Origin of the sequence: Flavobacterium sp. UW10123, assembly GCF_040538975.1 — a bacterium.
In the GTDB taxonomy this organism is placed as follows: domain Bacteria; phylum Bacteroidota; class Bacteroidia; order Flavobacteriales; family Flavobacteriaceae; genus Flavobacterium.
This window is the reverse complement of sequence record NZ_JBEWQE010000002.1, coordinates 311,283-334,399: the sequence shown is the minus strand read 5'-3', so window position 1 is coordinate 334,399 and position 23,117 is coordinate 311,283. Positions and strand designations below refer to the sequence as shown.

The 23,117-nt window shown below is 34.9% G+C and carries 18 protein-coding genes; 9 read left to right on the top strand and 9 right to left on the bottom strand.

Annotated features, from left to right (window positions below):
* The first annotated feature begins 159 nt into the window (after positions 1 to 159).
* Positions 160 to 1,590, top strand: a complete 1,431-nt coding sequence (locus tag ABXT06_RS03770) for a rubredoxin (RefSeq protein WP_354589547.1) — start codon at positions 160 to 162, stop codon at positions 1,588 to 1,590.
* A 143-nt stretch (positions 1,591 to 1,733) separates the two neighbouring features.
* Positions 1,734 to 2,363 (top strand): hypothetical protein, encoded by a 630-nt coding sequence (locus ABXT06_RS03765; RefSeq protein ID WP_354589546.1) that lies wholly within the window; start codon positions 1,734 to 1,736, stop codon positions 2,361 to 2,363.
* Positions 2,364 to 2,572: 209 nt separating this feature from the next.
* Here the strand turns inward: ABXT06_RS03765 and moaA are convergent, their stop codons facing one another.
* The 9 genes from moaA to ABXT06_RS03720 all read right to left on the bottom strand — a co-directional run bounded on the left by moaA (position 2,573) and on the right by ABXT06_RS03720 (position 10,127).
* Positions 2,573 to 3,580 carry a GTP 3',8-cyclase MoaA gene (moaA, locus tag ABXT06_RS03760; RefSeq protein WP_354589545.1) on the bottom strand — a complete coding sequence of 336 codons (1,008 nt, stop codon included), beginning with the start codon at positions 3,578 to 3,580 and terminating at the stop codon, positions 2,573 to 2,575.
* Positions 3,567 to 4,481, bottom strand: coding sequence for a bifunctional molybdenum cofactor biosynthesis protein MoaC/MoaB (moaCB, locus tag ABXT06_RS03755; RefSeq protein WP_354589544.1), 915 nt, complete (start codon positions 4,479 to 4,481; stop codon positions 3,567 to 3,569). The genes moaA and moaCB overlap by 14 nt, the downstream gene beginning before the upstream one ends.
* Before the next feature lie 9 nt (positions 4,482 to 4,490).
* The gene (locus ABXT06_RS03750; protein ID WP_066034044.1) at positions 4,491 to 4,922 is read right to left on the bottom strand and encodes a molybdenum cofactor biosynthesis protein MoaE; all 432 of its coding nucleotides are present in this window, start codon (positions 4,920 to 4,922) and stop codon (positions 4,491 to 4,493) included.
* Between the two features lie 218 nt (positions 4,923 to 5,140).
* On the bottom strand, positions 5,141 to 6,211 hold the full coding sequence (gene moeB, locus ABXT06_RS03745) for a molybdopterin-synthase adenylyltransferase MoeB (protein WP_354589543.1): 1,071 nt from the start codon (positions 6,209 to 6,211) through the stop codon (positions 5,141 to 5,143).
* A gap of 3 nt (positions 6,212 to 6,214) precedes the next feature.
* Positions 6,215 to 6,454 (bottom strand): MoaD/ThiS family protein, encoded by a 240-nt coding sequence (locus tag ABXT06_RS03740; protein ID WP_354589542.1) that lies wholly within the window; start codon positions 6,452 to 6,454, stop codon positions 6,215 to 6,217.
* Between the two features lie 2 nt (positions 6,455 to 6,456).
* Entirely contained in the window at positions 6,457 to 7,245 is a 789-nt protein-coding gene (cobA, locus tag ABXT06_RS03735; protein ID WP_354589541.1) for a uroporphyrinogen-III C-methyltransferase, read from the bottom strand.
* Between the two features lie 6 nt (positions 7,246 to 7,251).
* A complete protein-coding gene (locus ABXT06_RS03730; protein WP_354589540.1) occupies positions 7,252 to 7,824 on the bottom strand; it encodes a molybdenum cofactor guanylyltransferase in 573 nt (190 codons plus the stop codon).
* Positions 7,825 to 8,054: 230 nt separating this feature from the next.
* The gene (locus ABXT06_RS03725; RefSeq protein WP_354589539.1) at positions 8,055 to 8,801 is read right to left on the bottom strand and encodes a sulfite exporter TauE/SafE family protein; all 747 of its coding nucleotides are present in this window, start codon (positions 8,799 to 8,801) and stop codon (positions 8,055 to 8,057) included.
* A gap of 153 nt (positions 8,802 to 8,954) precedes the next feature.
* Positions 8,955 to 10,127, bottom strand: coding sequence for a molybdopterin molybdotransferase MoeA (locus ABXT06_RS03720; protein WP_354589538.1), 1,173 nt, complete (start codon positions 10,125 to 10,127; stop codon positions 8,955 to 8,957).
* Positions 10,128 to 11,051: 924 nt separating this feature from the next.
* Between ABXT06_RS03720 and ABXT06_RS03715 the strand changes: the two genes are divergently transcribed.
* The 7 genes from ABXT06_RS03715 (at position 11,052) to ABXT06_RS03685 (ending at position 22,799) form a co-directional block, all read left to right on the top strand.
* Positions 11,052 to 14,183, top strand: coding sequence for a SusC/RagA family TonB-linked outer membrane protein (locus ABXT06_RS03715; protein WP_354589537.1), 3,132 nt, complete (start codon positions 11,052 to 11,054; stop codon positions 14,181 to 14,183).
* 15 nt (positions 14,184 to 14,198) lie between these two features.
* Positions 14,199 to 15,671, top strand: a complete 1,473-nt coding sequence (locus ABXT06_RS03710) for a RagB/SusD family nutrient uptake outer membrane protein (RefSeq protein ID WP_354589536.1) — start codon at positions 14,199 to 14,201, stop codon at positions 15,669 to 15,671.
* Between the two features lie 32 nt (positions 15,672 to 15,703).
* Positions 15,704 to 17,620 carry an arylsulfatase gene (locus ABXT06_RS03705; RefSeq protein ID WP_354589535.1) on the top strand — a complete coding sequence of 639 codons (1,917 nt, stop codon included), beginning with the start codon at positions 15,704 to 15,706 and terminating at the stop codon, positions 17,618 to 17,620.
* A 187-nt stretch (positions 17,621 to 17,807) separates the two neighbouring features.
* Positions 17,808 to 18,866: a sterol desaturase family protein gene (locus ABXT06_RS03700; protein WP_354589534.1), complete on the top strand. Its 1,059-nt coding sequence runs from the start codon at positions 17,808 to 17,810 to the stop codon at positions 18,864 to 18,866.
* An 11-nt stretch (positions 18,867 to 18,877) separates the two neighbouring features.
* The gene (locus ABXT06_RS03695) at positions 18,878 to 19,594 is read left to right on the top strand and encodes a thioredoxin domain-containing protein (RefSeq protein WP_354589533.1); all 717 of its coding nucleotides are present in this window, start codon (positions 18,878 to 18,880) and stop codon (positions 19,592 to 19,594) included.
* Positions 19,595 to 19,795: 201 nt separating this feature from the next.
* Positions 19,796 to 21,415 (top strand): sulfatase-like hydrolase/transferase, encoded by a 1,620-nt coding sequence (locus ABXT06_RS03690; protein ID WP_354589532.1) that lies wholly within the window; start codon positions 19,796 to 19,798, stop codon positions 21,413 to 21,415.
* 124 nt (positions 21,416 to 21,539) lie between these two features.
* Positions 21,540 to 22,799 (top strand): YeiH family protein, encoded by a 1,260-nt coding sequence (locus ABXT06_RS03685; protein ID WP_354589531.1) that lies wholly within the window; start codon positions 21,540 to 21,542, stop codon positions 22,797 to 22,799.
* Positions 22,800 to 23,117 lie beyond the last annotated feature (318 nt).

Sequence of the window (23,117 nt, the reverse complement as noted above, 5' to 3'; positions counted from 1 at the left end):
GTCCGCAAAGCTTTGAGAATAAATTTTAGTCAAGCTTTATGAACTTAAAAAAACAATTTCACACAAAGAACATAAACCTTAAAAACCTTTGCGCTCTTTGCGTTAAAATCAGCATAATACAACAACCTGAAACAGAGAAAACCTGAAACAAAAAACAAAATGGAACTAACAAGATTAATAGTAAAAGGAGGCGTTATATCGCCGGGGGAACTTAGAGAGGTTGTAAATATTGCTTCGGCAGAAGGTTTGGATTCCATTTCTTTTGGTTCAAGGCAGGATATTATTTTTCCGAAAGGATTCAAATCTTTGGATAAAACCACTTTAGGCAAACATCATTTTGTTTATCCTGATCAAAAGAGCGGGAACAATATCGTTTCGTCTTATGTTTCGACTGATATTTTCAGAAATACCAATTGGCTAACCGGAAATCGTTTTCTCTATATTTTAGAAGAATTCAAGGAACAACCAAAACTAAAAGTCAATATAACCGACCCAAAACAGCAGTTAGTCCCTTTATTTACAGGACAATTGAATTTTATTGCTTCAGAACAAGAAGATTATTGGTATCTATATATTCGTCTTCCAAATTGGCAAAAAATGGAAATTTATCCCGTTTTGCTTTACACTTGGGATTTGGCGAAGATTTATTACGAAATCGAAAAAATCTGCGAAGAAGAATCCATCGATATCGAAATGCTTTTTTCGTTAGTCAGCGAAGCTTTAGACACTAATAATCGTACAATCGACAAACCTCTGAATGTACCATTTTATCCATTTCCATATTACGAAGGAATGAATCATATGGGAATCGATCAATACTGGCTGGGATTGTATTGGCGAAATAATTTATACGATTTAGATTTTCTGAAAGAAATGTGCGATTTGTGTTTTGAATGCAAAATCGGGAAAATCTGCATCACGCCTTGGAAATCTTTCATTATCAAAGGAATCCCAAAAGACCGAAAATTAGAATGGGAAAAATTCCTTGGTAAAAGAGGAATCAACGTTCGTCATTCATTATTAGAATTAAACTGGCATTTACCAGTTGCAATGGAATGGGCTTTGAACTTGAAAACTTTCCTAGTTCGAACATTAGATCAATTCGATATCAGCACTTACGGATTGAATTTCGGAATTTCAGAATACAATCGCGACGGACATTATTTTACATCGATTGTCATCGAAAAAAACGAATTGCCAAAGGATTTAGAATCCATTAAAATCCGAGACACTTATAATGTATTATTTGCCAAGAATTTCGATCCTAATACGCGCGAATACATTGTGCATTCGCAAGATATTGACAAACTGGAGCTTCCAACAATTTTGATCGAATTAAGCCGAAAATATTTTGATGAACTCGGAAATAATACAGCAGAAACAGTCGAAAATCCTCAGAAAAAAGAAAAAATCCAGCAGGAAATTTATCAATGCCAGGAATGTTTGACGCTATATAAATCAGAATTTGGAGATGAAAGTCAGGGAATCCCAAAAGGTATTTTGTTTACTGATTTAGGAGATGATTATTGCTGTTCGTTATGTGAAGCTCCGAAAAGCAATTTTAAAATTTTGGAAGCAATTGAAAACTAACACCTTCTATAAAAAGCTTAACATTTCTGTATTTAAAAATTACGTATATTTAGCTTAACTAAGAATTTCTATTGAAGCTTGGCACTCCAAAAGCTTTTTCTACTCTTAGTTCTAATCTATTTTACTCAATAAAAAATACTGCTATGATAAAAAGAACAACCAAAACTCCTGCTGTACAACCTAGTGATATTCCAGCAGAAACAGCTGTAGAAAGCACAACAGAAGTAATGCCAGAAGCAAAAACAACAGTTAAAAGAACTACAAGAACAGCTGCGAAAACTCCTGCTTCAAAAACAACAACTGCAAAAGCACCAGCTGCAACCGTAAAGCCTGCTGCCAAAACTCCAGTGCGATCAGCATCTAAAACAACTCCTAGAGCAACGGTTAAAAAAGAAGCTGTTACACCAGAAAAAAAAGAACCGATTGTTTCTGAAATTATAGAAATTCAAACGCAAGATAATCCTTCGCCTCTACAAAATGAACCGATCTTAGAAATTGACGGAACCATTCTTGAAATTGTAAAAAATAAAAAGAAGGATATCAAATCACAGCTGAAAGCAAAACTTAAAGCTAAAAAAGAAAAAGAGAAAAAAAGAGAAAAGGCTATAAAAGCCGTAATCAAAAAGCTCGAAAAAGCGAAGAAAGTAAAACTGAAAGCTGCTGAGAAGAAAAAAGCCAAAGCTAAAAAAGCAAAGGAGAAAGAGAAAGCTAAAAAAGCTGCTGAGAAAAGAGCTAAAGCTTTGAAAAAGGCTAAGGCTAAAAAGAAAAAATAATATAGAAAGGTTTGACTTTGAAAAGAAGTTGAACCTTTTTTTTGACTCTGATTCGTCATTCTGAGGCGAAGAATCAAACTAGAAACTCCGTACAGCATGTCGCCAATCTTTGTGGATTCCCGTGTGCGATTCTTCGTACCTTAGAATGACAAACTTTGCGTATTATCTTTATCAAAGTTTTAAACTTTGACAAAGTTATCTCGAAATTATTATCCTCCAATCGCAATCATACTACGATTATCGAAATGAAGCGCAGGATCATCAATTTCTTCTACTGTAGACATTCCAGCACGAACTTTCTTTTTATTTTGAATCGATTCTGAAATCAAATTTGTAATGGATTCCCCATTTCTAAAAGCGGTCAACAAATCAGTTTCAGAATTGGAGAAAAGGCAGTTTTTTATTTTTCCGTCAGCCGTCAAGCGGATTCTGTTGCAGCTGTCGCAAAACGGATTTGTTATAGAACTAATAATCCCGAAATCGCCTTGAAAACCGTTTATTTTATAATTTCTTGAAGTGAAGTTTTTTTCATCTTCCAGTTTTTGGATTTCTTCTGAAGAAAATTGTGTTTCAACTAATGATAAAATTTCTTTCTGCGAAACCATTTTACTTCTGTCCCACTCGTTTCCGGCAAAAGGCATAAACTCTATAAAACGTACCGAAATGGGCAAAAACTGAGTCAGTTTTACAAAATCGACAATTTCGTTATCGTTAAAACCTTTTATCAAAACGACATTTACTTTTACCTGAAAATCGTTATTCAAAAGTAAATGTAAATTGTCAACTACTTTCTCAAACTGGTTTCTGAGCGTTATAGAAGCAAATTTGGATGAAACCAAAGTATCTAAACTCAAATTGATCTTTTTGACTTTAAATTGCTTTAAAGTCTCGATATGTCTGTCTATTAAAATTCCATTTGTGGTTAAGGAAAGTGAAATATCTAAAATTGATAATTTAGAAACAATTTCAGGAAAATCTTTTCTTAACAAAGGCTCTCCGCCTGTTAATCTTATTTTGTCAACACCATTTTTAACGAAAGTTTCGGCAATTGCAAAAATCTCATCAGCCGTCATTAGACTAGCTTTTGGAGAAAGCGCGATTCCGTCAGCGGGCATACAGTACGTACAACGTAGGTTACATTTTTCCAGCAACGAAATACGCAGATAATTATGTTTGCGCCCAAAACCATCCGTCAAAATTGTGTTAGAGGCTATCATGGTTTTTTCCTTTTAAAATATGAAAGACGTGCATTACATGCGGAAATACTGCGTCCATCGATTCTTTTACTCCGTTTGTTGAGCCTGGCAAAGCCAAAACTAAACTTTTACCCAAAGTCCCCGCTACGCTTCTAGAAAGCATTGCATACGGCATTCTCTGCTGTCCGTAATTGCGAATAGCTTCTTCAATTCCCGGAATTCTACTTTCTAAAATTGGTGATAAAGCTTCTGGCGTTACATCTCTTGGCGACAAACCTGTTCCACCTGTAAAAATTACCAGCTGATTTTCTTTAGCGAAAGCTTTAGTTTTTTCCTGAATAATATCCAATTCATCCGGAATGATTTCGTAATGTGAAGTTTCAACTCCGTAAAAATCCAGTTTTTCTACAATTGTTTTTCCAGAACGGTCTTCTTTATCTCCTGCAAAAATAGAATCTGAACAAACAAAAACCGCAGCTTTTATCGCATTCGGGAATTTATTTTTGAAAGACGATTTTCCGCCTTCTTTATTAATCAATTTAATGGTTGAAATTTCGATTTCTTTATCAATCGGTTTCAACATATCGTACATGGTCAATGCCACGATTGATGCGCCGTGCATAGCTTCAACCTCAACTCCGGTTTTGTAAACGGTTTTTACATTGAAAATAATATGGATTTCTAAACCTTCAATTTGATATTCTACCGAAGTAAACTCAATAGGAAGCGGATGACAGTCTGGAATAGACAAATGCGTATTTTTTACCGCAAATAATCCCGCCGTTTTTGCCATTTCAAATACGTTTCCTTTTGGCACTAAATTATTCACAATTGCATCAATTGTTTCCTGTTTGCTAACTTTTACAATTGCAGTTGCGGTTGCGACTCTTAAAGTGCTTATTTTATGCGTAATATCTACCATTTTAATTTCTTAGGTATTTTGTTTCCAAGTGAATGTATCGTTCTCAAACATTTCTTTACCAAAAATCGGAACGTCGGTTTTAATCCAATTTACTATGGCTTCTGTTGCTTCATAAACTTGCTTGCGACGTGTAGCCGAAACAAAAACAAACAAACAGATTTCGCCAGCTTTTACTACGCCTAAACTGTGATAGATATGCATACAAGTCAAATCGAATTTAGCGAAAGCTTTTTCACGAATGGCATACAAAGCTTCGTTCGCCATGTCTTTATAAGCTGAATAATCAATTGCAACGACTGTATTATCATGAATAACATCGGCACGGACTTGTCCTAAAAAGATATTATGCGCCCCGATGGTATGTTTCGATTGATGTTTGGCAATCGACTCGGCTATAAATTCAGGCGAAATTGGGCCTTCTACAAATACATTTTTACTCATTTTTTATGTTTTTTTGCCACAGATTATATGGATTAAAAGGATTTTTTTTCTCTAGCCACGACTCGAGCGATAGCGAACAGGCAGAGCAATTACACGAATTTTCACAAATTTTTATTCGCAAAAATCAAAAAAATAATTCGTGAAAATTCGTGTAATTCGTGGCAAAAAAAACACAACACAAAGTATTTCAAAATCTTTTTAATCCTTTTAATCTGTGGCTATAAATTTATCTCAGCCGTTAATAATTGTTTCATTGCCAAAGCTCCTCCAGCAATGCTCTTTATATTTTTAAATCGATGTCTTTGAAGAAATTCTACTGCAATTTTACTTCTGATTCCGGATTGACAGAAAACATAGATTTTTTGATTTTTATGCAGTTTATCAATTTCTTTTTCTAAGTTCATTAGCGGAATCTGAATCTGATTTTGCAAACTTATTTTTGGTGATTCATCAAAATTTCTAACGTCCAAAAACAAAATCTCATCATTGTTTATTTCATCCAAAACCGAATCAAAACTTACTTCTTCGATCACACATTTATTATATTTTTCTTCGAATGTTTCTCTGTTTATGGTTTGAAAATCACTTTTATCAAAATCATACTTTTGCTGTTCGTTAGTCAGCGTATTATAAACCAATATTTTTCCACTGAGAACTTCCCCAATTTCGAGAATCATTTTTAGAACTTCATTGGCTTGAAACATTCCGATAATTCCAACCGAAACACCAAGAACTCCCGCTTCTTCACAATTTAATGCATCCAAATTTTCTTCTGGATACAAACATCTATAAGTTGGTCCGTTTTGATAATTGAAAACTGAAACTTGTCCCTGAAACCTGAAAATAGATCCGTAAACCATTGGTTTATTGGTTACCAAACAAGCGTCATTTATTAAATATTTAATTGCAATATTATCTGTCGCATCAACAATAATATCATATTTTCCAAATAACGAAAGAGCATTTTTTCCCGATAATTTTTCAGAAATCGCTTTTACTTTTACCAAAGGATTTAAATCTGAAATCATTGCTTTGGCTTCTTTCGCTTTTGATTTTCCGATAGCATCCGTTTTATAAATCACCTGTCGCTGAAGATTCGAAATCTCAATAACATCATGATCTACAATTCCGATTTCGCCAACTCCAGCTGAAGCCAAATAAGGCAAAATCGCAACACCCAAACCTCCGGCACCAATTACCAAAACTTTGGATTCTGCTAATTTTTGCTGTCCCTTCTCTCCTATTTCTGGAAGAATTATTTGTCTGTTATATCGGTTATCTGCATTCATAATCTATCCTCCGGCAAATGGCGGTAATAAAGCTACGATATCACTTGTCTGTAAAGTGTAATCGGATGTTTTTGAAACTATTTTTTGATTGACTGCAACTCGGAAAGTCAGTGATTCCAATTCATATTTTTCGTCTAAATCCTGCAATAATTTTTGCAAAGACAATTCTTCAGAAAAAGATAATTTTTCGAATTCGCATTTTGTCTTTTCAGCGACAGCTCCAAAATATTTAACCTCAATCATTGTTATAAATTTAAATTCTGAAAAATGAATTCATCTTCAAAATGTTCCTGAAAATAAGAAATCCAGCTTGATGTATTTCGCACCACTTCACCAATTACAATAATGGCTGGCGATGATATGTTTTTTTCAGCTACCAATTTAGTAATTGTGCTAATAGTTCCAATCACTTTTTGCTCAGAATTTTTAGTCCCGTTTTGAATAATGGCAATTGGAAGATCGTCATTTCTGTTTTCTTCATAAATCGAAATGATTTCATTCAGTTTATGCATTCCCATTAAAATTACCACCGTTGCTGCCGATTTTGAAGCCAGATGAACATCTTTTGATAATTCGTGAGCCGAAGTTGTTCCAGTAATTACCCAAAAACTCTCCGCTACTTTTCGTTGTGTCAAACTTATTCCAACCGAAGCAGGAACTCCTAATGCCGATGAAATCCCAGGAACAATCGCAGTTTCAATTCCGAAATCTTCTGCAAACTCGATTTCTTCACTTCCTCTTCCAAAAACAAAAGGATCACCACCTTTTAAACGAACGACATGTCCATGTGTTTTTGCCATAGAAACAATCAAATCGTTGATTTGATCCTGCGTATAAGCATGACAACCTAATCGTTTTCCAACAAAAATAATTTCGGCTTGCGGTGCATATTCTAACAATTCTTCGTTTACCAAGGCATCATACAATACTACATCGGCACTTTTTAAAGCTTTTATGGCTTTCATCGTAATTAGTTCAACATCGCCTGGGCCTGCGCCTACGATTGTTAACTTGGGTGTTTTTAAAGTTTCCATACTGCTTTAAATTGAATTGATATTTAAATCATCTAATTCATCTGGTGAATTAACATTGGTCAAATGATAATTTTCACTTTCTTCTATACTGATAATCTGATGAGGCACTTTTGCCAGCAGATCCATCATTCTCAGTTCATTCGAATCGATAGCATTTTTTATAATCGGGACAATTTCTTTAGAATAAATTCCGATTAATGGATGTGTTTTACTTTCGGAAGCAAAAACCGTAATTCCGGCTTCAGTAGTATGTTTTGAAATTAATTCCTGCAATAATTCTGTTGAAATTAAAGGAATATCACAGCTTAAAATCAGATTGAATTCAGTTTCCGAATGTGATAATGCCGTATAAACTCCACCCATTGGGCCTTTTTCAGCAATTAAATCTGGTATTTTTTCATAGTCTAAATAATCGTATTCTTTAGAAGTCGTGATTAATTTTATATGGTTCGTAATGGGCAAAATCGCTTGAATGATATGCTCAATGAATGGTTTTTCCTGAAACAAAACCAATCCTTTTTCTGACTGCATTCTGGAGCTTTTTCCTCCACAAAGAATAAATACTGTTAGTGTTTTCATAGTTTTCTTATTTCAGGTTTCTTTTGTCTATTCTTGCCACAGATTAAAAGGATTAAAAAGATTTTGAAATACTTTGTGTTGTGTTTTTTTGCCACAAATTGCACAAATTTCCACGAATTATTTTTTTGATTTTTGCGAATAAAAATTTGTGTAATTCGTGTAATTCGTGGCAGAAAAAAAATCCTTTTAATCTGTTAAATCTGTGGCAAAACCATATTTTCATTTCATTATCATGGAAAAATCAATTTCACGCTTGCCATTAAAATTACTGTTCCTAGAACCATTTTTAAAGTTCTGTTTGAGAATTTTCCGCTTCCGTAAAATCCGCCTAACATTCCTCCTACAACAGCAATTGGAACTAAGTAAAAACTTTCCATCGGGATTGTATTTCCTCCTAAAAAGAATCCAAGCATTCCAGCAAACGAATTCACAAAAATGAAAAGACTCGAAATTGCCGCTGATTCTTTTACAGATGCCCATCCTAAGAACAATAAAATTGGACTCAAAATAATTCCGCCGCCAATTCCTAGCATTCCAGATAATAATCCGATCGTAAAACCAATTACCAAAGCAAACGGAAGATTTATTTTTACTTCTTCTTTTTCTTTAAAATTAAATACTCCAAACAATCTCAAAGCTGCAAAAACCAATACAATTCCGAGAACTATTTTATAAATCGCATTGTCTAAAGTGATAAAACCGCCAATAAACGCTGCGGGAATCGATGCAATGGCAAACGGAAAAAAGAGCTTTGGTTTGAAATAATTATTTTTATAATAAAATAAAAACGAAATACTCGAAACAAACAAATTCAACAGCAAAGCCGATGGTTTCATTACCGAAACCGGAAAAGCAAAAATGCTCATCAATGCCAAATATCCCGATGCTCCGCCATGTCCAACGCTTGAATATAAAAACGCTATTATAATTAATGCGAAACTAAATAATAGCATATTTTCGGAAGTTAAGAGGCTCATGTTTTTTTGTTTTGTTTATTTATTTCAAGTTAAGGTTTCAAGTTTATAGCTATGTGTTTTTATTTATACAGCGCTTTTCATTTTTTATCTGAAACTATTCTCTTTATTCTATCTTCTATTTTCTATTCTCTTCTTTCTCGAATCTAAAAAAAGCTAATCAATCGGAAGAATGATAACTGATTCTCCTTTTTTCATTTTTTCGCAATCATGTTCTACGATAACTAAACCATTGGCAATAGCAAAAGAATTTAGCATGGACGACGCTTGCCCATCTAAAATGGTCACATTTGTTTCATCATATAATGCCTTTAAAAAAAGTGTTTTTCCTGTGTTATTTATGATCTCGCTATCTAATTTTCGAACAATCTTCGGCAAATGTGTGTTAGAAAATCCCATTTTATTTTTTACTGCCGGATAAACATAAATATAAAAGTTTGTCAACGATGATGCAGGATTTCCTGGCAACGCAAAAACTAAAGTATTCTTTTTAGAACCAAAAAACATTGGCTTTCCCGGTTTTTGATTTATTTTATAAAAGAGTTCTTGTACTCCGTTTTCCAGAAGCGCTTCTTTTACAAAATCATAATCCCCAACCGATATTCCGCCAGAAATCAATATTATATCATTTTTTTTCAATAAGTCTTTTAAAGCGTTTTTAGTTTCTTTCAAACTGTCTTTCACTTTAAAAACCTTTGCATTTTTAATTCCTATCGTTTGCAATGCGGCCTGAAGCATTATGGAATTACTCTCGTAAATTTTCCCTTTTTTCAGCTTTTTTCCTGGCTCTATCAATTCGTTTCCTGTGACTAAAATAGCCACTTTCGGTTTTTTATATACTGTTATTTCTGTAATTCCTAAACAGGCTAAGAAACCAATTGCTGCTGGAGTGATTAATGTATTGGCATCAAAAACAACATCTTCTGCATTAATTTGCTCGCCCTTGCTTCTTACATTGGCAAACGGTTCGGGCATTTTTGCAATCAGAATAGAATCTCCGTTTACCATTACATGTTCCTGCATAACAACTGTATCTGCGCCATTAGGAACATATGCGCCAGTAAAAATACGAACAGCTTCAGTCTCTTTTAGTTTTATATCGGCATGATCTCCAGCTTGAGAAATACCAACCACATCAAACTGATGTCTTCTTGAATGAATAAAAGCATAACCATCCATAGCTGACTGGCGAAAAGGAGGCATTGAAATTGGCGAATAAATTGTTTCTGCTAAAATATATCCCAACGCCTTATCCACTGATATTTTCTGAGTGGTCAAAACAGAACTGTTTGCTGCAACAATTTCTAAAGCTTCTTTTACTTCTATCATTTCTTCGGATTATAAAACTAAGTAAAAATACTTATTACAAATATAAGTATTTATCATTAGGTTGATTAAAAAATTTGAATTTTCTTTTTGCTTCGTATAAAATTACTCTAATTTATTCAAAATCAACTTTAAATTCATGTTTAGATTTTACAAAATAAATGCGAAAATAGCTTTTTGCGCCTTTTTTTGCCTCTTTTTATCATTCATAAACCTATTTAGTGCTATTTTTTAATTGAAAATAAAGTGTAAAATACTACAATTTCACTTAATTTCTAAATTCCTTTTAACATTTGTTTGAAAATTAAAAATTTGGTAAACACCATTAAAATAAGGCCATAACAAAAATAAACCCCTCTACAATATCCTGCAAATGCATATTTTTCAAAAAAAATTCAACAAACTTTTGGTTTTTATTATATAAAATTTAACTTTGTCTATAGGATTAGTAGAGTTTAAAATAATATTTCAAACCATAAAAACTATTATTGTGAAAACAACAGAAAGCATATCGCGTTACATTCTTCCTAAAAAATACACTTATAACACTATTTGTTATATGTGTTTCTGTTGTTAATAATCTACTTTTATTTTGTTTGCCTTTAGATTTCATATCGAAGCAAATCAAAAAACACCACCAAAAATATTTACTGAATTTTAACCAAAAATCTCTCCGATGCATTCAATTGTGTTGGTCAGATTCTTGAAACCATACCTATTTGTTCAACAAATTAAATGACTAACAACTAAAAAAGACTAAAATGAAAACAATGCAAACCTGCTGCTGTAAATAAAAAAAGCCATTTCTGCGGCAACAGAAATGGCAAGGCTTAAAGAACATTTATCACTAAATCAAGAACACTTTTAGAGTGCTGTATAAACAGTGCTCAGGGCGTCTTGTTAATTACTTAAAACCAATACAAAGAAATGAAAAAAAAGTTAAACATACACATACTGCTGTTTCTACTCTTCATAACAGCAGGAATACAAGCCCAGAATACCACCCCGCTTATACAATCAAAACTGGACGGAACAGTTGTTGATGCTATTACAAATCAGCCCATTATAGGTGCTTCTGTAACTATTAAAGGAACAACTCATGGCGTTGTGACAGATGCAGAAGGAAAATTTTATTTTCAGACGGGACAGAAATTTCCTTATACTTTAATTGTAAGCTACATTGGATATAAAAAATTAGAAATAGTTGTTGAGAAAAATCCAGTAATCATTAACCTAAAAGAAGAACGCCAAGAACTTGATGAATTAGTAGTTGTTGGATACGGAACTCAAAAAAGAAAAGACATTACAGGGTCTGTGGCTTCGGTTCCAAAAGCCAATTTATCTCAGGTAACTTCTTCTGCAGACAATTTATTAAGAGGTGCTGTAGCCGGAGTTGTAGTTACACAAAGTTCTGGCCGTCCAGGCGCTTCTTCAAGTGTTCGTATTCGTGGAGGAAACTCTATTACAGCAGGTAACGAACCTCTATATGTTGTTGATGGAATTTTGATTTACAACGACAATAGCAATAGTGGCGCAGGCGTAACTTATGCAGGCGCAAGCGTAAATGTTTTGTCAACAATAAATCCAGCCGATATTGAATCGATTGAGGTTCTTAAAGACGCTTCTGCAACGGCAATTTACGGTTCGCGTGGTGCTAATGGAGTTGTTATTATTACCACGAAAAAAGGAACAAAAGGACAGGACAATATTTCATACCAAGGTTATTTCGGATTTCAGAATATTTCAAAAAAACTAAAACTGATGAATGCCAGCGAATGGGCAAGTTTAAGAAACGACGTTCAGGCAAGTATTGGTCAGGCGCCCTCTTTCTCAGCAGCACAAATCGAGGCTTTAAAAACTTCTGGAAATTACGATTGGCAATCGGCAGCATTTATTACTGCGGCACCTGTACAAAACCATAATTTATCTTTTTCTGGCGGAGATGAAAAATCAAGATACGCCGTTTCTGCAGGATATTTTGATCAAGATGGTATTGTTTTAGGATCTGATTTTAAACGTATTTCTCTTCGAGCAAACTATGAGAGAAATTATTCTCAGAAATTTAAATTCGGAGTAAATGCCAATTATACCAATTCAATTGCAAATGGTGTTGGTACAAATGGAGGCGCGGCGGCCGGAAGAAATCCAAACCCGCTTGTTAGTGTGGTTTTGACAGCTCCTGTTGTTCCTATCAAAAATGCAGATGGGAGTTATAATGTAACGAATAATCCTTATGCAACTTCTGTAAATGGTTATGTTCCGAATCCGATTAATGATTTGGAAAACACAACGAACGAAACCAAATTAAACAGAATCCTAACCAGTTTATTTGGCGAATATAAATTCAATAAAGAATTAACGGCTAAAGTTGCAGTAAGCGGCGATGTTTTAAATACAAAACAAAACTATTACGCGCCATCGAATACAACAACAGGAGCTGGAACAAAAGGATTGGCTTCTATTGGAGAAAGATTGGTAAGCTCTGTTTTAAATGAAAACACACTTACGTATAATACTAATTTTGGCCAAGATCATAAATTCTCTGCTTTGGGAGGTTACACACTTCAATACACAAAAGGCGAAGTGGTAAATGCAGGAGCTCAGACTTTTGTAAATGATGCCAATACTTACAATGCACTTCAAGATGGTGTGGCGGTAAAACCATACAGCGAAGCTTATGAAAGTGTTTTGAAATCTTGGCTGGCAAGGGTCAATTATTCTTATAAAGGGAAATACAACTTTACACTTTCTGGACGAGCAGACGGTTCTTCAAGATTTGGTTCAGAATCGCTTTGGGGCTACTTTCCTTCTGCTGGATTTTCATGGAATATTACTGACGAAGAATTTGCTAATAACATTAAAGGCGTAACCGAAGCAAAACTGAGAATTACAGCTGGAACAACAGGAAACCAAGAAATTGGAAACTACCTGCCTTTGGCTTCAATGGGATCTGTAAACTATTCTTTTGGAGGAACATTATATACAGGTTTAGCTCCTACTCGATTGGCAAATCCAGATTTGAAATGGGAAAAAACAAATCAGTACAACATTGGATTAGATTTATCATTATTAGACCGAAAAATCAATTTTGTTTTTGATGTTTATTATAAGAAAACAAAAGATCTGTTAATCAACGTTCCAGTACCATTGAGTTCAGGTTATGCAACAGTCCTTCAGAATATTGGAGGAGTTGAGAATAAAGGTTTTGAGGTTGGTTTAACAACTGAAAACATAAAAACAAAAAACTTCGCCTGGAACTCAAACATCGTATTCTCTTTAAACAGAAATAAAGTTACTGAGATTGGAAATGGTGTAAACCAGTTTTTTCCAGTAGTTCCAAACGGTTCATTGCTGCAACAGCAGCCTGTTATCGTAAAAGTTGGTTTGCCTCTTGGTACTTTCTGGGGATACAGAACCAACGGAATTTTTCAGACTCAGGAAGAAATTAATACTCAACCAAAAATCAACAGTTTGGCAAACACAAAAGTGGGTGACAGAAAATATGTTGATACCAATGGAGATGGTGTAATTACAGCTCTTGACAAAGGAAACTTAGGCACATCTCAGCCCAAATTTGTTGGAAGTTTCAGCAACACGGTTTCATACAATGATTTTGATTTGAATTTCTCTTTTCAAGGTGCATATGGAGGAAAGATCTTCAATGCTTTAAATCAGCAGTTAGAAATTTCTACACTTGGAACCAATGCAGCGGCAACTTTAAATGATCGCTGGACACCAACCAATCCGAGTAATGAAATTCCGAGAGCTTCTAGTTCTCCGTTAGGAATTGTTTCTGAACGTTATGTAGAAGATGCTTCTTTCTTACGATTAAAATTAATCACATTAGGATACACTTTACCTAAAAGCGTTTCTAAAAAACTGGGAACAAAAAGCGTAAAAATCTACGTCTCTGCAGAAAACTTAATTACATGGACCAAATACACTGGCTATGATCCAGAGGTAAGTTCATACGAACAAAACAACTTATATCCGGGAATTGACTTTGGCTCTTATCCAAACTCCAAAACATTCATCTCGGGCTTGAACGTAACTTTCTAAGTAAAAAAATATATAATGAAAAAGATAATCATAACATTCCTTTTAAGTGCCGGTCTATTGGTATCGTGCGCTGATCTTGAGGTAACGCCAACCTCGTTTGTAACCGAAGACAATTATTTTATCTCTCAAGATGATGCTGTTGCAAGTGTAACCGCTGTGTACGCTTCTTTAAGTCTTGATCCAGGTGAACAGAGTTTATTTGGCCGAAATCTTTATTTCTTAACCGATATGGGTTCTGATTACGCCGCTGCAGGAGTTTCTGCTACAAATCCGCAAGTTAGAGCGATGAGCAGTTTAACTCACGATGCTACTAATGACCGTGTTCAAGTAGCATGGAGACAAATTTACAACGGAATCAACAGGGCTAATGTTTCTATTGATAATATTCCGAAAGTTTCAGGTTCTGAAGCGATCAAAACTAGATTGATTAATGAAGCTAAATTCATCCGAGCATTGCTTTATTTTCAAGCAGTTCGTCTTTGGGGCGGAGTTCCAATTGTTTTGCACGAAGCAACTTCCATCAATTTGGGAGATTTAAAAACAAATCGTTCTACAGTTGATGAAGTTTATACTCAAATCGTTAAAGATTTAACAGATGCTGAAGCGCTACCAAAAACGTACACAGCAGCAGATGCTGGGCGTGCTACTTCTGGAGCTGCAAAAGCCATTTTAGCAAAAGTGTATCTGACTAGAAAAGACTGGCCAAATGCTATTGCAAAATCAAGAGAAGTAATTGATGGCGGTTACGGATATGCTTTGTTTGAAGAGTTTCAGGATATTTTTACTAAAACAAAAAAGAACGGAAAAGAACATATTTTCTCAGTTCAGTTTGAGCAAAATCAGGCAGGAAACGGTTCTAGCGGAAGTACTTTTCAAGCCACATCATTTACTGGATTTACAGCTACAGAACCAGCAGATATTATTTCAGACGTTGCTTTGTTTTATGACATTTATGCCTCTGGAGACAAAAGAAGAGATGTAAGTTATGCCAAACAATTGTTTAATCCGTCAACGGGAACGCTATACACTTTTCCAAAACCAATCTTCAAAAAATACTTGGATTTATCCAATTTGGCTACTCCTGGAAACGTAGCGATCAACTTTCCAGTTATTCGTTATGCAGACATTCTTTTGTCTTTAGCGGAAGCGATAAATGAACAAGGCGGACCAACTGCAGAAGCTTATGAACTAATTAATCAAGTTCGACGAAGAGCTTTTGGAAAAGCCATTACAACTCCAGATGCCACTGTTGATTTAATTGGATTAAATCAGACCACTTTTAGAGCGGCAATTCAGGAAGAACGCAAAAAAGAATTTGTGCAGGAAGGGCAAAGATGGTTCGACTTAGTAAGATGGGGAACATTGGTTACTGAAGTGAAAAAAGTAACGGCTAAAAACTCGGTTTCAGAACGAAACAATCTTTATCCTATTCCGCAAAGCGAAAGAAATATCAACCCTGATGGATTACCTCAGAATCCTGGGTATTAATTAAAAAACCATATAACTAAAAAACTATAAAAATGAAAAATTTAAAAAATAGCATTTCAATCAAAGGCTCTAAGAAAGGGCTTTTGATTACTGCTATCCTAATTGCACAATTAGGATTTGCACAGGACAAACAAGAATTTAAGGGTACAATCGGAAAAACCTTGGCTGATTCTAAAGAATACTGGCCAGATCCTGTAACGACACCAAAAGGCGCTCCAAATATTGTTTGGATTCTTTTGGATGATGTTGGATTTGGAGCTTCAAGCACTTTTGGAGGTTTAATCAATACGCCAACTTTTGACAATCTGGCAAATAACGGTTTGCGTTATACCAACTTCCATACAACAGCGATTTGCGCTCCTACCCGTGCCGCTTTATTGACTGGAAGAAATTCAGGAAGAGTTCACGTAAGCGGATTTTCTCATACTATTTTATCAGCTGGTTTCCCAGGTTGGGACGGAAGAATTCCTTCTGATAAAGGAACTATCGCTGAAATTTTACGTGACAATGGGTACAACACTTTTGCTGTTGGAAAATATGGCGTTACACCAGACGAAGAAGCATCAGATGCAGGTCCGTTTGACAGATGGCCGACTGGAAAAGGTTTCGATCATTTTTACGGATTCTTAGGCTCTCAGACCGATCAGTACAATCCTGATTTGGTGGAAGATCAAGTTCACATAAAACCCGACGGACGCCACTTAAACGAATTGATTACTGACAAAGCGATCAGCTACATTCAGAAACAACAGAAAGCGGCGCCTGGAAAACCATTTTTCTTGTATTATGCACCTGGAGCAGTTCATGCACCTCATCAAGTTGCTGAAAAATGGGTTGAACCGTATAAAGGTAAATTTGACGAAGGCTGGGATGTTTACCGCGAAAAAGTATTAGCAAACCAAAAGAAATTAGGAATATTTCCTCAGAATGCAGGACTGCCAGATCGTAACGCTTTAATCACAGAATGGAAAAAATTAACTCCAGACCAAAAGAAAGTATACGCCAGATTCATGGAAGTTTATGCAGGATTCCTGACATATACTGATTACGAAATTGGAAGAGTTGTAGATTATTTAAAACAAAGCGGACAATTGGATAATACTTTAATCTTTGTTGCCATCGGTGATAACGGAGCTAGTAAAGAAGGAACTTTACAAGGAACAATCAACCAAAGTTTATTTGCTCAAGGAAAAACTGACGAAGAAAACTTCCAAAGCAATTTGAACAATATCGGAGAAATCGGAACGGCAAAAGGTTTAAATACCAATTATCCTTTAGGATGGGCACAAGCGACTAATGCTCCTTTCAAAAACTGGAAACAAGATGCACATTCAGAAGGAGGAACTCGTAATCCGCTGATTGTTTTTTATCCAAAGGGAATTAAAGACAAAGGTGGCATCAGAAATCAATACAGCCACGTAACAGATTTGCTTCCAACTACTTTGGCTATTGCAGGAATTAAAGCACCAGAATATATCAAAGGAATTAAGCAAGATATCATTCAAGGTTCTTCGTTCCAAGCTTCTTTAGATAATCCGAAAGCAGAATCATTGCACAAAGTTCAGTATTACTACATCTTTGGAAACAGAGCCATTTACAAAGACGGATGGAAAGCTTCTGCGGCGCATTTACCAGACTCTTTCGCAGTAAAAAAATCTTTAGGAAGCAATGAAAAACCAGCTCCAAGCAATTTCGATACTGATGTTTGGGAATTATACAATCTTAACGAAGATTTTAACGAACGTAATAATCTGGCAAAAAAATATCCTGAAAAACTGGCGGAGCTTCAAAAATTATTTGACGAACAGGCAAAAGAAAACAATCTATATCCGTTGATTGACTGGCAAGATGTGTACAACAGAAGAATCCATAATACGGGCGCCGATAAAGGAAAAACAGTTTCTGATTTAATCAAACAGGCAACTAAACCAGGCGGAACCAATAACTAATAAATAACTATAGAACCTGCAAGGTTTTCAAATTCTTGCGGGTTTGATTATAAAAAAAATTATGAAACGAGTAGATTATGAAATCATAGGAAAAAAGATTGTCGTGGGGATAATCTTGTTTTTAGTTCCGCTTGCCATTTTAGCTGGCGGATTAGCAGTAGTAAATCAATTTTTAAAATAAGAAATCATGGCAATAGTTCAAAAAGAAAAATTAACGAGAGACTTAACAATAAGTTTCTTCATTTATTCATTGCCTGTAGTGGCAATTTATCTGTATTTTAAACTAACTGGCGGAGCTATAAGTGAATCGCATATTACACTGCCTTCATTTTTAGAATTTGCACAACCCGTTTTTGCTAATATCAGGACTTGGGGATTAACGGTATTTATGATCGTTTTAGGAATTATAGAATTCGCCGCAGGTTTATATGATGACGAATGGACAGGTGAAGAGCGAAAAATAGATATCGTTTGTTTCTTAGCACCAAAATTGCTTTTACCTCCTGTAATTGCTTTTTTCAGTTTAACAGCTTTGCCATATTTGTTGCCAAATTTGGCTAACTCATTATCATGGGTTCCGTTTTGGGGAGGCTTTTTCTTAATCGCCATTGCAGACGATTTAACGCAATATTGGTATCATAGATTACATCATCAAGTTCCGTTTTTATGGCGTTTTCACAGAACACATCATTCAGCTCCATATATGGGAATGGCAATGGCTTCTAGACAAAACTTTATTTATACAGTTTTCTTTTCTCAGATTTATTTGACAGCCACTTTAACCTATTTAGGTTTAGGACTTCCTGCTTTATTTGTTTTAGTAATTAAAAGTTTCATCACTTTGGGAGCACATTCAAGCATTCCATGGGATAAACCTTTTTACAAATACAAAGTGTTGCATCCAATTGCATGGGTTTTAGAAAGACTAATTTCTACTCCTGCAACACATCAAGCGCATCATGCAGATACAAGCGGAGATGGAGTTGGTCACTTTAAAGGAAATTTTGGAAATATGTTTTTTATCTGGGATATCATTTTCGGAACTGGGCTAATAACACGTAAATATCCTAAATCATTCGGAACAAAATCATACAAACAAGAAGAATGGTACGCTCAGTTTCTTTGGCCGATTTTTAAATCTAAAAAAGAAGGTAGTTCTCTTGCCGAGGGAGTATTATCATTTCCATTAAAACCTAAAACGGCTACTGTTGAAGAAACTCCTGCTCCAGTATTAGAACAAGTATAATCCTTCTTGACATGAAAAATAAAATCTTAAAAACCAGTATAACAGCAATTGCCTTTTTATGGGCAGTTGCTGCTTTTTCGCAAAATGAAATTCACAGCTCATTATCGCTCGATTTATTTTATTCGAAAATAAAAAGTCAAAAAAATCCACAGATTGTTGATGCTAGAACTCCTGAAGAATTTGCCTTGAATCATATTGAAGGTGCTGTAAACTTTAATCTTCAATCTGAAAACTATGCGCAATCTGTTGCTAAACTAGATAAATCTAAACCTGTTTTTATTTATTCTATCGGAGCTGGCCGAAGTGTGACTTTAGAAAAAGAATTATTAAAAAATGGCTTTTCAGAAGCCTATAGTTTGGAAGGAGGAATTGCCAATTGGATTGGAAACGGAAAACCTTTTTATTCTAATCTAAAGAGCAAATTGTCTCTAACCGAATTCAATAAAATCATTGCTGACAATAAAACGGTTTTAGTTGATATCGGTTCTAAATATTGCGCACCTTGTAAAAAAGTAAAACCAGTTTTAGAAAACATAAGATCTGAATACGGTTCGAATTTAAAAATCGTAGAAATTGAATTGGAAGACAGTCCGCAAGTTATTGCCGATTTAAAAACCGTAAAAATTTTCCCGACTTTGATTTTATATCAAAACGGAAAAATTGTTTTTAAGAAAGAAGGAATAAATGACTTGAAGAACGAAGTTGATGTTGCATTGGCTTCGAAGTAATGCTTTTCAACCGCATAGTTTGTCAGACTGAGCGAAGTCGAAGCCCCGCAATCAAAATCGACAATCTTTGTAGAGGCTCTTGTGCGATCCTTCGTTCGTCAGGATGACAAAAAATGCGCGTAAAACTTCGTCAAAGTTTCAAACTTTGACAAAGTACCTATAGACACTTCAATTCCATTCAAAAACTAACCAAACCAAACTATGGCAACCTATAAAAAAATAACCAAAATTGTTATCTCCATTTTAATAGTGCTTCTCATTCTGGTTGCATTTTTATTCTGGCCGATTAATACTGATGGCACTTTAGTCAAAGAAGATCAGAAATTGGCAGAAGGAAAAAAAGAATTTTTAGCCTCAAAACCCAAAGATTCTGTTATTGGAAAAAAGACCAATATCATTATTCTGCTTGCCGATGATTTGGGCAAATATGATATTTCGCTCTATGGCGGAAAATCAACTCCTACTCCACAGATCGATTCTTTGGCAGCTTCTGGAGTTACTTTTACAGATGGCTATGCATCTGCTGCAATCTGTTCGCCTTCGCGCGCGGGCTTGATTACGGGAAGATATCAGGAACGTTTTGGACATGAATATCAGCCTGGAGATCGTTATCCGAAAAATAATTTAGAATATTACGGTTTTAAATATCTAATCAATACAGACGGCTGGAGATTGAATGATAAAATCAATTATCCTAACGAAGCTTCTATTAAAACGCAAGGACTGCCAAAATCGGAAATCACTTTTGCAGATTTGGCAAAAAGGCAAGGTTACAGCACAGGAATTATCGGAAAATGGCATTTGGGCCACAACAAAGGATTTTTCCCTTTAGACCGTGGTTTCGATTATCATTACGGATTTTATCAAGCTTTCTCGCTTTATGCTCCAGAAGATGATAATCCAGATATCATTAATCATCATCACAAAGATTTTACCGATAAAACCATTTGGGGCAACGGCCGTGTCGGAATTGGACAGATTCGCAGAGACAGCACAATCATTGATGAAAAAGCATATTTAACTGAAAAGTTTGCTGAAGAAGCAGAAGCTTTTATCGATAAAAATAAAAACAAACCTTTCTTGCTTTATATTCCGTTTAATGCGCCACATACACCTTTTCAAGTCCGCAAAAAATATTACGATCGTTTTCCAAATGTAAAAGATGAAAACAAACGTGTATATTTTGCTATGATCAGCGCTCTAGACGATGCTATTGGAAGAATTCGCGAAAAAGTCAAAAAAGAGGGTCTTGAAGAAAATACTTTAATCATTTTTGCCAGCGATAATGGTGGTGCCGATTATACTTTTGCAACAACAAATGCACCTTTAAAAGGCGGTAAGTTTTCTCATTTTGAAGGCGGAATCAATATTCCTTTTGCACTTTCGTGGAAAGGAAAAATCAAGCCGCATACGATTTATAAAAATCCTGTAAGCACTTTGGATATTTTTACAACCATTGCATCGGCAATTAGTTCTGATTTACCAAAAGACAGAGTTTATGATGGAGTTGATTTAGTGAAAACAGTAAATGAAAATAAAGTAGCACACAAAGATTTATATTGGCGTTCAGGCGATGCAAAAGCCATTAGAAGTGGTGAATGGAAACTAGTTATCAGCGGAAAAACACATGAAAAATGGCTGTACAATCTTGCTTCTGATAAATCGGAAAACAAAGATCTGGCACCGCAAAATCCGCAGAAAGTAAAAGAATTAGAAAGTGCTTTACAAAATTGGGAAAAGGGTTTAATTAAACCGCTTTGGCCAAATTTAACTTATTACGAATTTGACTTTGGCAAACAAAAATACTTTGTCGATTTGTAATATCTAAATACTTATACTCAACTCCTGCAAGGTTTCTAAAACCTTGTAGGTTTGTTTTAACTACTCAAATAATTACTTAATACCTACAAGGTTTTGGAAACCTTGCAGGAAAGCAAAATATATAATGTCAACCTCAACAAAATTTACTATTCACGAAGATTGGACCGTCGTTATTCTCGGTTTTTTAATTATCGGACTTTCTCTTTTTATTTTTCTGCCAGAAGTTCCTGTTTTTAAATGGACAAATGGAACAGACTTAATAAACAATGTTTTCGAAATTAAAAATATTCAAAACATTGGTCTTCAATTCCTTTATTTTATTTCAATCGGAATAATCGGCACTTTCTTAGTTGGAAAATCAATTAAAAATTTCATTTTTGGGTTTCCAATAGTTTACATCCTCACTGTAATTGCATTAATACTCGCTGGAAATTCCGAAGTAAAAGCACTCAATCTAGAAGCTGTAATTTTCAGTTTAGCCATCGGATTGATTATTGGTAATTTTTTCAAGCTTCCAGAATGGTTTCGTTCTGCTTTGTCAACCGAACTTTTTGTCAAAATCGGACTGGTTTTATTGGGAACCAGTGTTATTTTTTCTGATATTTTAAAAGCGGGTTCATTAGGTTTAATTCAGGCTTTGATCGTAGTTTTATCCGTTTGGTATTTTGCCTTCTGGTTATGTAAAAAACTAAAAGTCGACGACGAATTAACCATGATGATCTCAAGCGCGGTTTCTATCTGTGGCGTTTCGGCAGCGATTGCAACTTCGGGCGCTATAAAAGGAGATTCTAAAAAACTGTCTTATGTTATTTCGATGGTTTTGGTTACCGCAATTCCGATGATGATTTTTATGCCAATCATTGCCAGTCATTTTAATTTTCCCGAAGAAGTTACGGGTGCTTGGCTCGGCGGAAGTATTGACACTTCTGGAGCTGTTGTCGCATCTGGAACTTTGGTTGGCGAAACGGCTTTAAAAATAAGCACGATTGTCAAATTTTCTCAAAATGTATTATTGGGTTTAGCCGCTTTTGCCATTTCTATTTATTGGACTTATACTCACAATCAGTCTTCTGAAGTTCAAAAATCGAAACCAACTCTCGGTGTAATCTGGGAACGTTTTCCAAAGTTTGTCATTGGATTTATTGCAGCTTCTGTTGTTTTTTCTTTTTTTGTTGCACCAGAAACCCGCGATGCAATAAAAGAAAGTTTGAAAAATCTCCAAGGACTTTGGTTTGCATTAGCTTTTACAAGTATTGGTTTAGAAACCAATTTTAAAGATCTGCTTCAAAACAATAGCAAAAAACCTTTAATCGCTTTTCTCGCTGCGCAATTCTTTAATATCATTATTACATTGATTATCGCTTTTTTGCTTTTTAAACCTTAAAAAATATTATTAGTATTCTAGTATGAAACCGGACAGGTTTTAAAAACCTGTCCGGTTTCATACTTTTAGGAACATTTGGACCTTATTGACAAATGCATTTATTTCTATAAAATCAGGTGTCCCTACAGGACACACGGTACCAAACAATATTTTTTTCTACCGACGAGATATTCCTACGGAATATTAAAAAACCAAGTAAAAACTGTATAAATCAGATTAAATTTATTTCTCTCTCCGTTTTACCAAACAATAATAAACATTTGAATTTCAACAATTTAAAAACACTAAAAATATATTTCACATTCTTTAAATATACTT

Coding starts and splice junctions, on each gene's coding strand:
- ABXT06_RS03770 (WP_354589547.1), top strand. CDS start 160: ATGGAACTAACAAGATTAATAGTAAAAGGAGGCGTTATATCGCCGGGG.
- ABXT06_RS03765 (WP_354589546.1), top strand. CDS start 1,734: ATGATAAAAAGAACAACCAAAACTCCTGCTGTACAACCTAGTGATATT.
- moaA (WP_354589545.1), bottom strand. CDS start 3,580: ATGATAGCCTCTAACACAATTTTGACGGATGGTTTTGGGCGCAAACAT.
- moaCB (WP_354589544.1), bottom strand. CDS start 4,481: ATGGTAGATATTACGCATAAAATAAGCACTTTAAGAGTCGCAACCGCA.
- ABXT06_RS03750 (WP_066034044.1), bottom strand. CDS start 4,922: ATGAGTAAAAATGTATTTGTAGAAGGCCCAATTTCGCCTGAATTTATA.
- moeB (WP_354589543.1), bottom strand. CDS start 6,211: ATGAATGCAGATAACCGATATAACAGACAAATAATTCTTCCAGAAATA.
- ABXT06_RS03740 (WP_354589542.1), bottom strand. CDS start 6,454: ATGATTGAGGTTAAATATTTTGGAGCTGTCGCTGAAAAGACAAAATGC.
- cobA (WP_354589541.1), bottom strand. CDS start 7,245: ATGGAAACTTTAAAAACACCCAAGTTAACAATCGTAGGCGCAGGCCCA.
- ABXT06_RS03730 (WP_354589540.1), bottom strand. CDS start 7,824: ATGAAAACACTAACAGTATTTATTCTTTGTGGAGGAAAAAGCTCCAGA.
- ABXT06_RS03725 (WP_354589539.1), bottom strand. CDS start 8,801: ATGAGCCTCTTAACTTCCGAAAATATGCTATTATTTAGTTTCGCATTA.
- ABXT06_RS03720 (WP_354589538.1), bottom strand. CDS start 10,127: ATGATAGAAGTAAAAGAAGCTTTAGAAATTGTTGCAGCAAACAGTTCT.
- ABXT06_RS03715 (WP_354589537.1), top strand. CDS start 11,052: ATGAAAAAAAAGTTAAACATACACATACTGCTGTTTCTACTCTTCATA.
- ABXT06_RS03710 (WP_354589536.1), top strand. CDS start 14,199: ATGAAAAAGATAATCATAACATTCCTTTTAAGTGCCGGTCTATTGGTA.
- ABXT06_RS03705 (WP_354589535.1), top strand. CDS start 15,704: ATGAAAAATTTAAAAAATAGCATTTCAATCAAAGGCTCTAAGAAAGGG.
- ABXT06_RS03700 (WP_354589534.1), top strand. CDS start 17,808: ATGGCAATAGTTCAAAAAGAAAAATTAACGAGAGACTTAACAATAAGT.
- ABXT06_RS03695 (WP_354589533.1), top strand. CDS start 18,878: ATGAAAAATAAAATCTTAAAAACCAGTATAACAGCAATTGCCTTTTTA.
- ABXT06_RS03690 (WP_354589532.1), top strand. CDS start 19,796: ATGGCAACCTATAAAAAAATAACCAAAATTGTTATCTCCATTTTAATA.
- ABXT06_RS03685 (WP_354589531.1), top strand. CDS start 21,540: ATGTCAACCTCAACAAAATTTACTATTCACGAAGATTGGACCGTCGTT.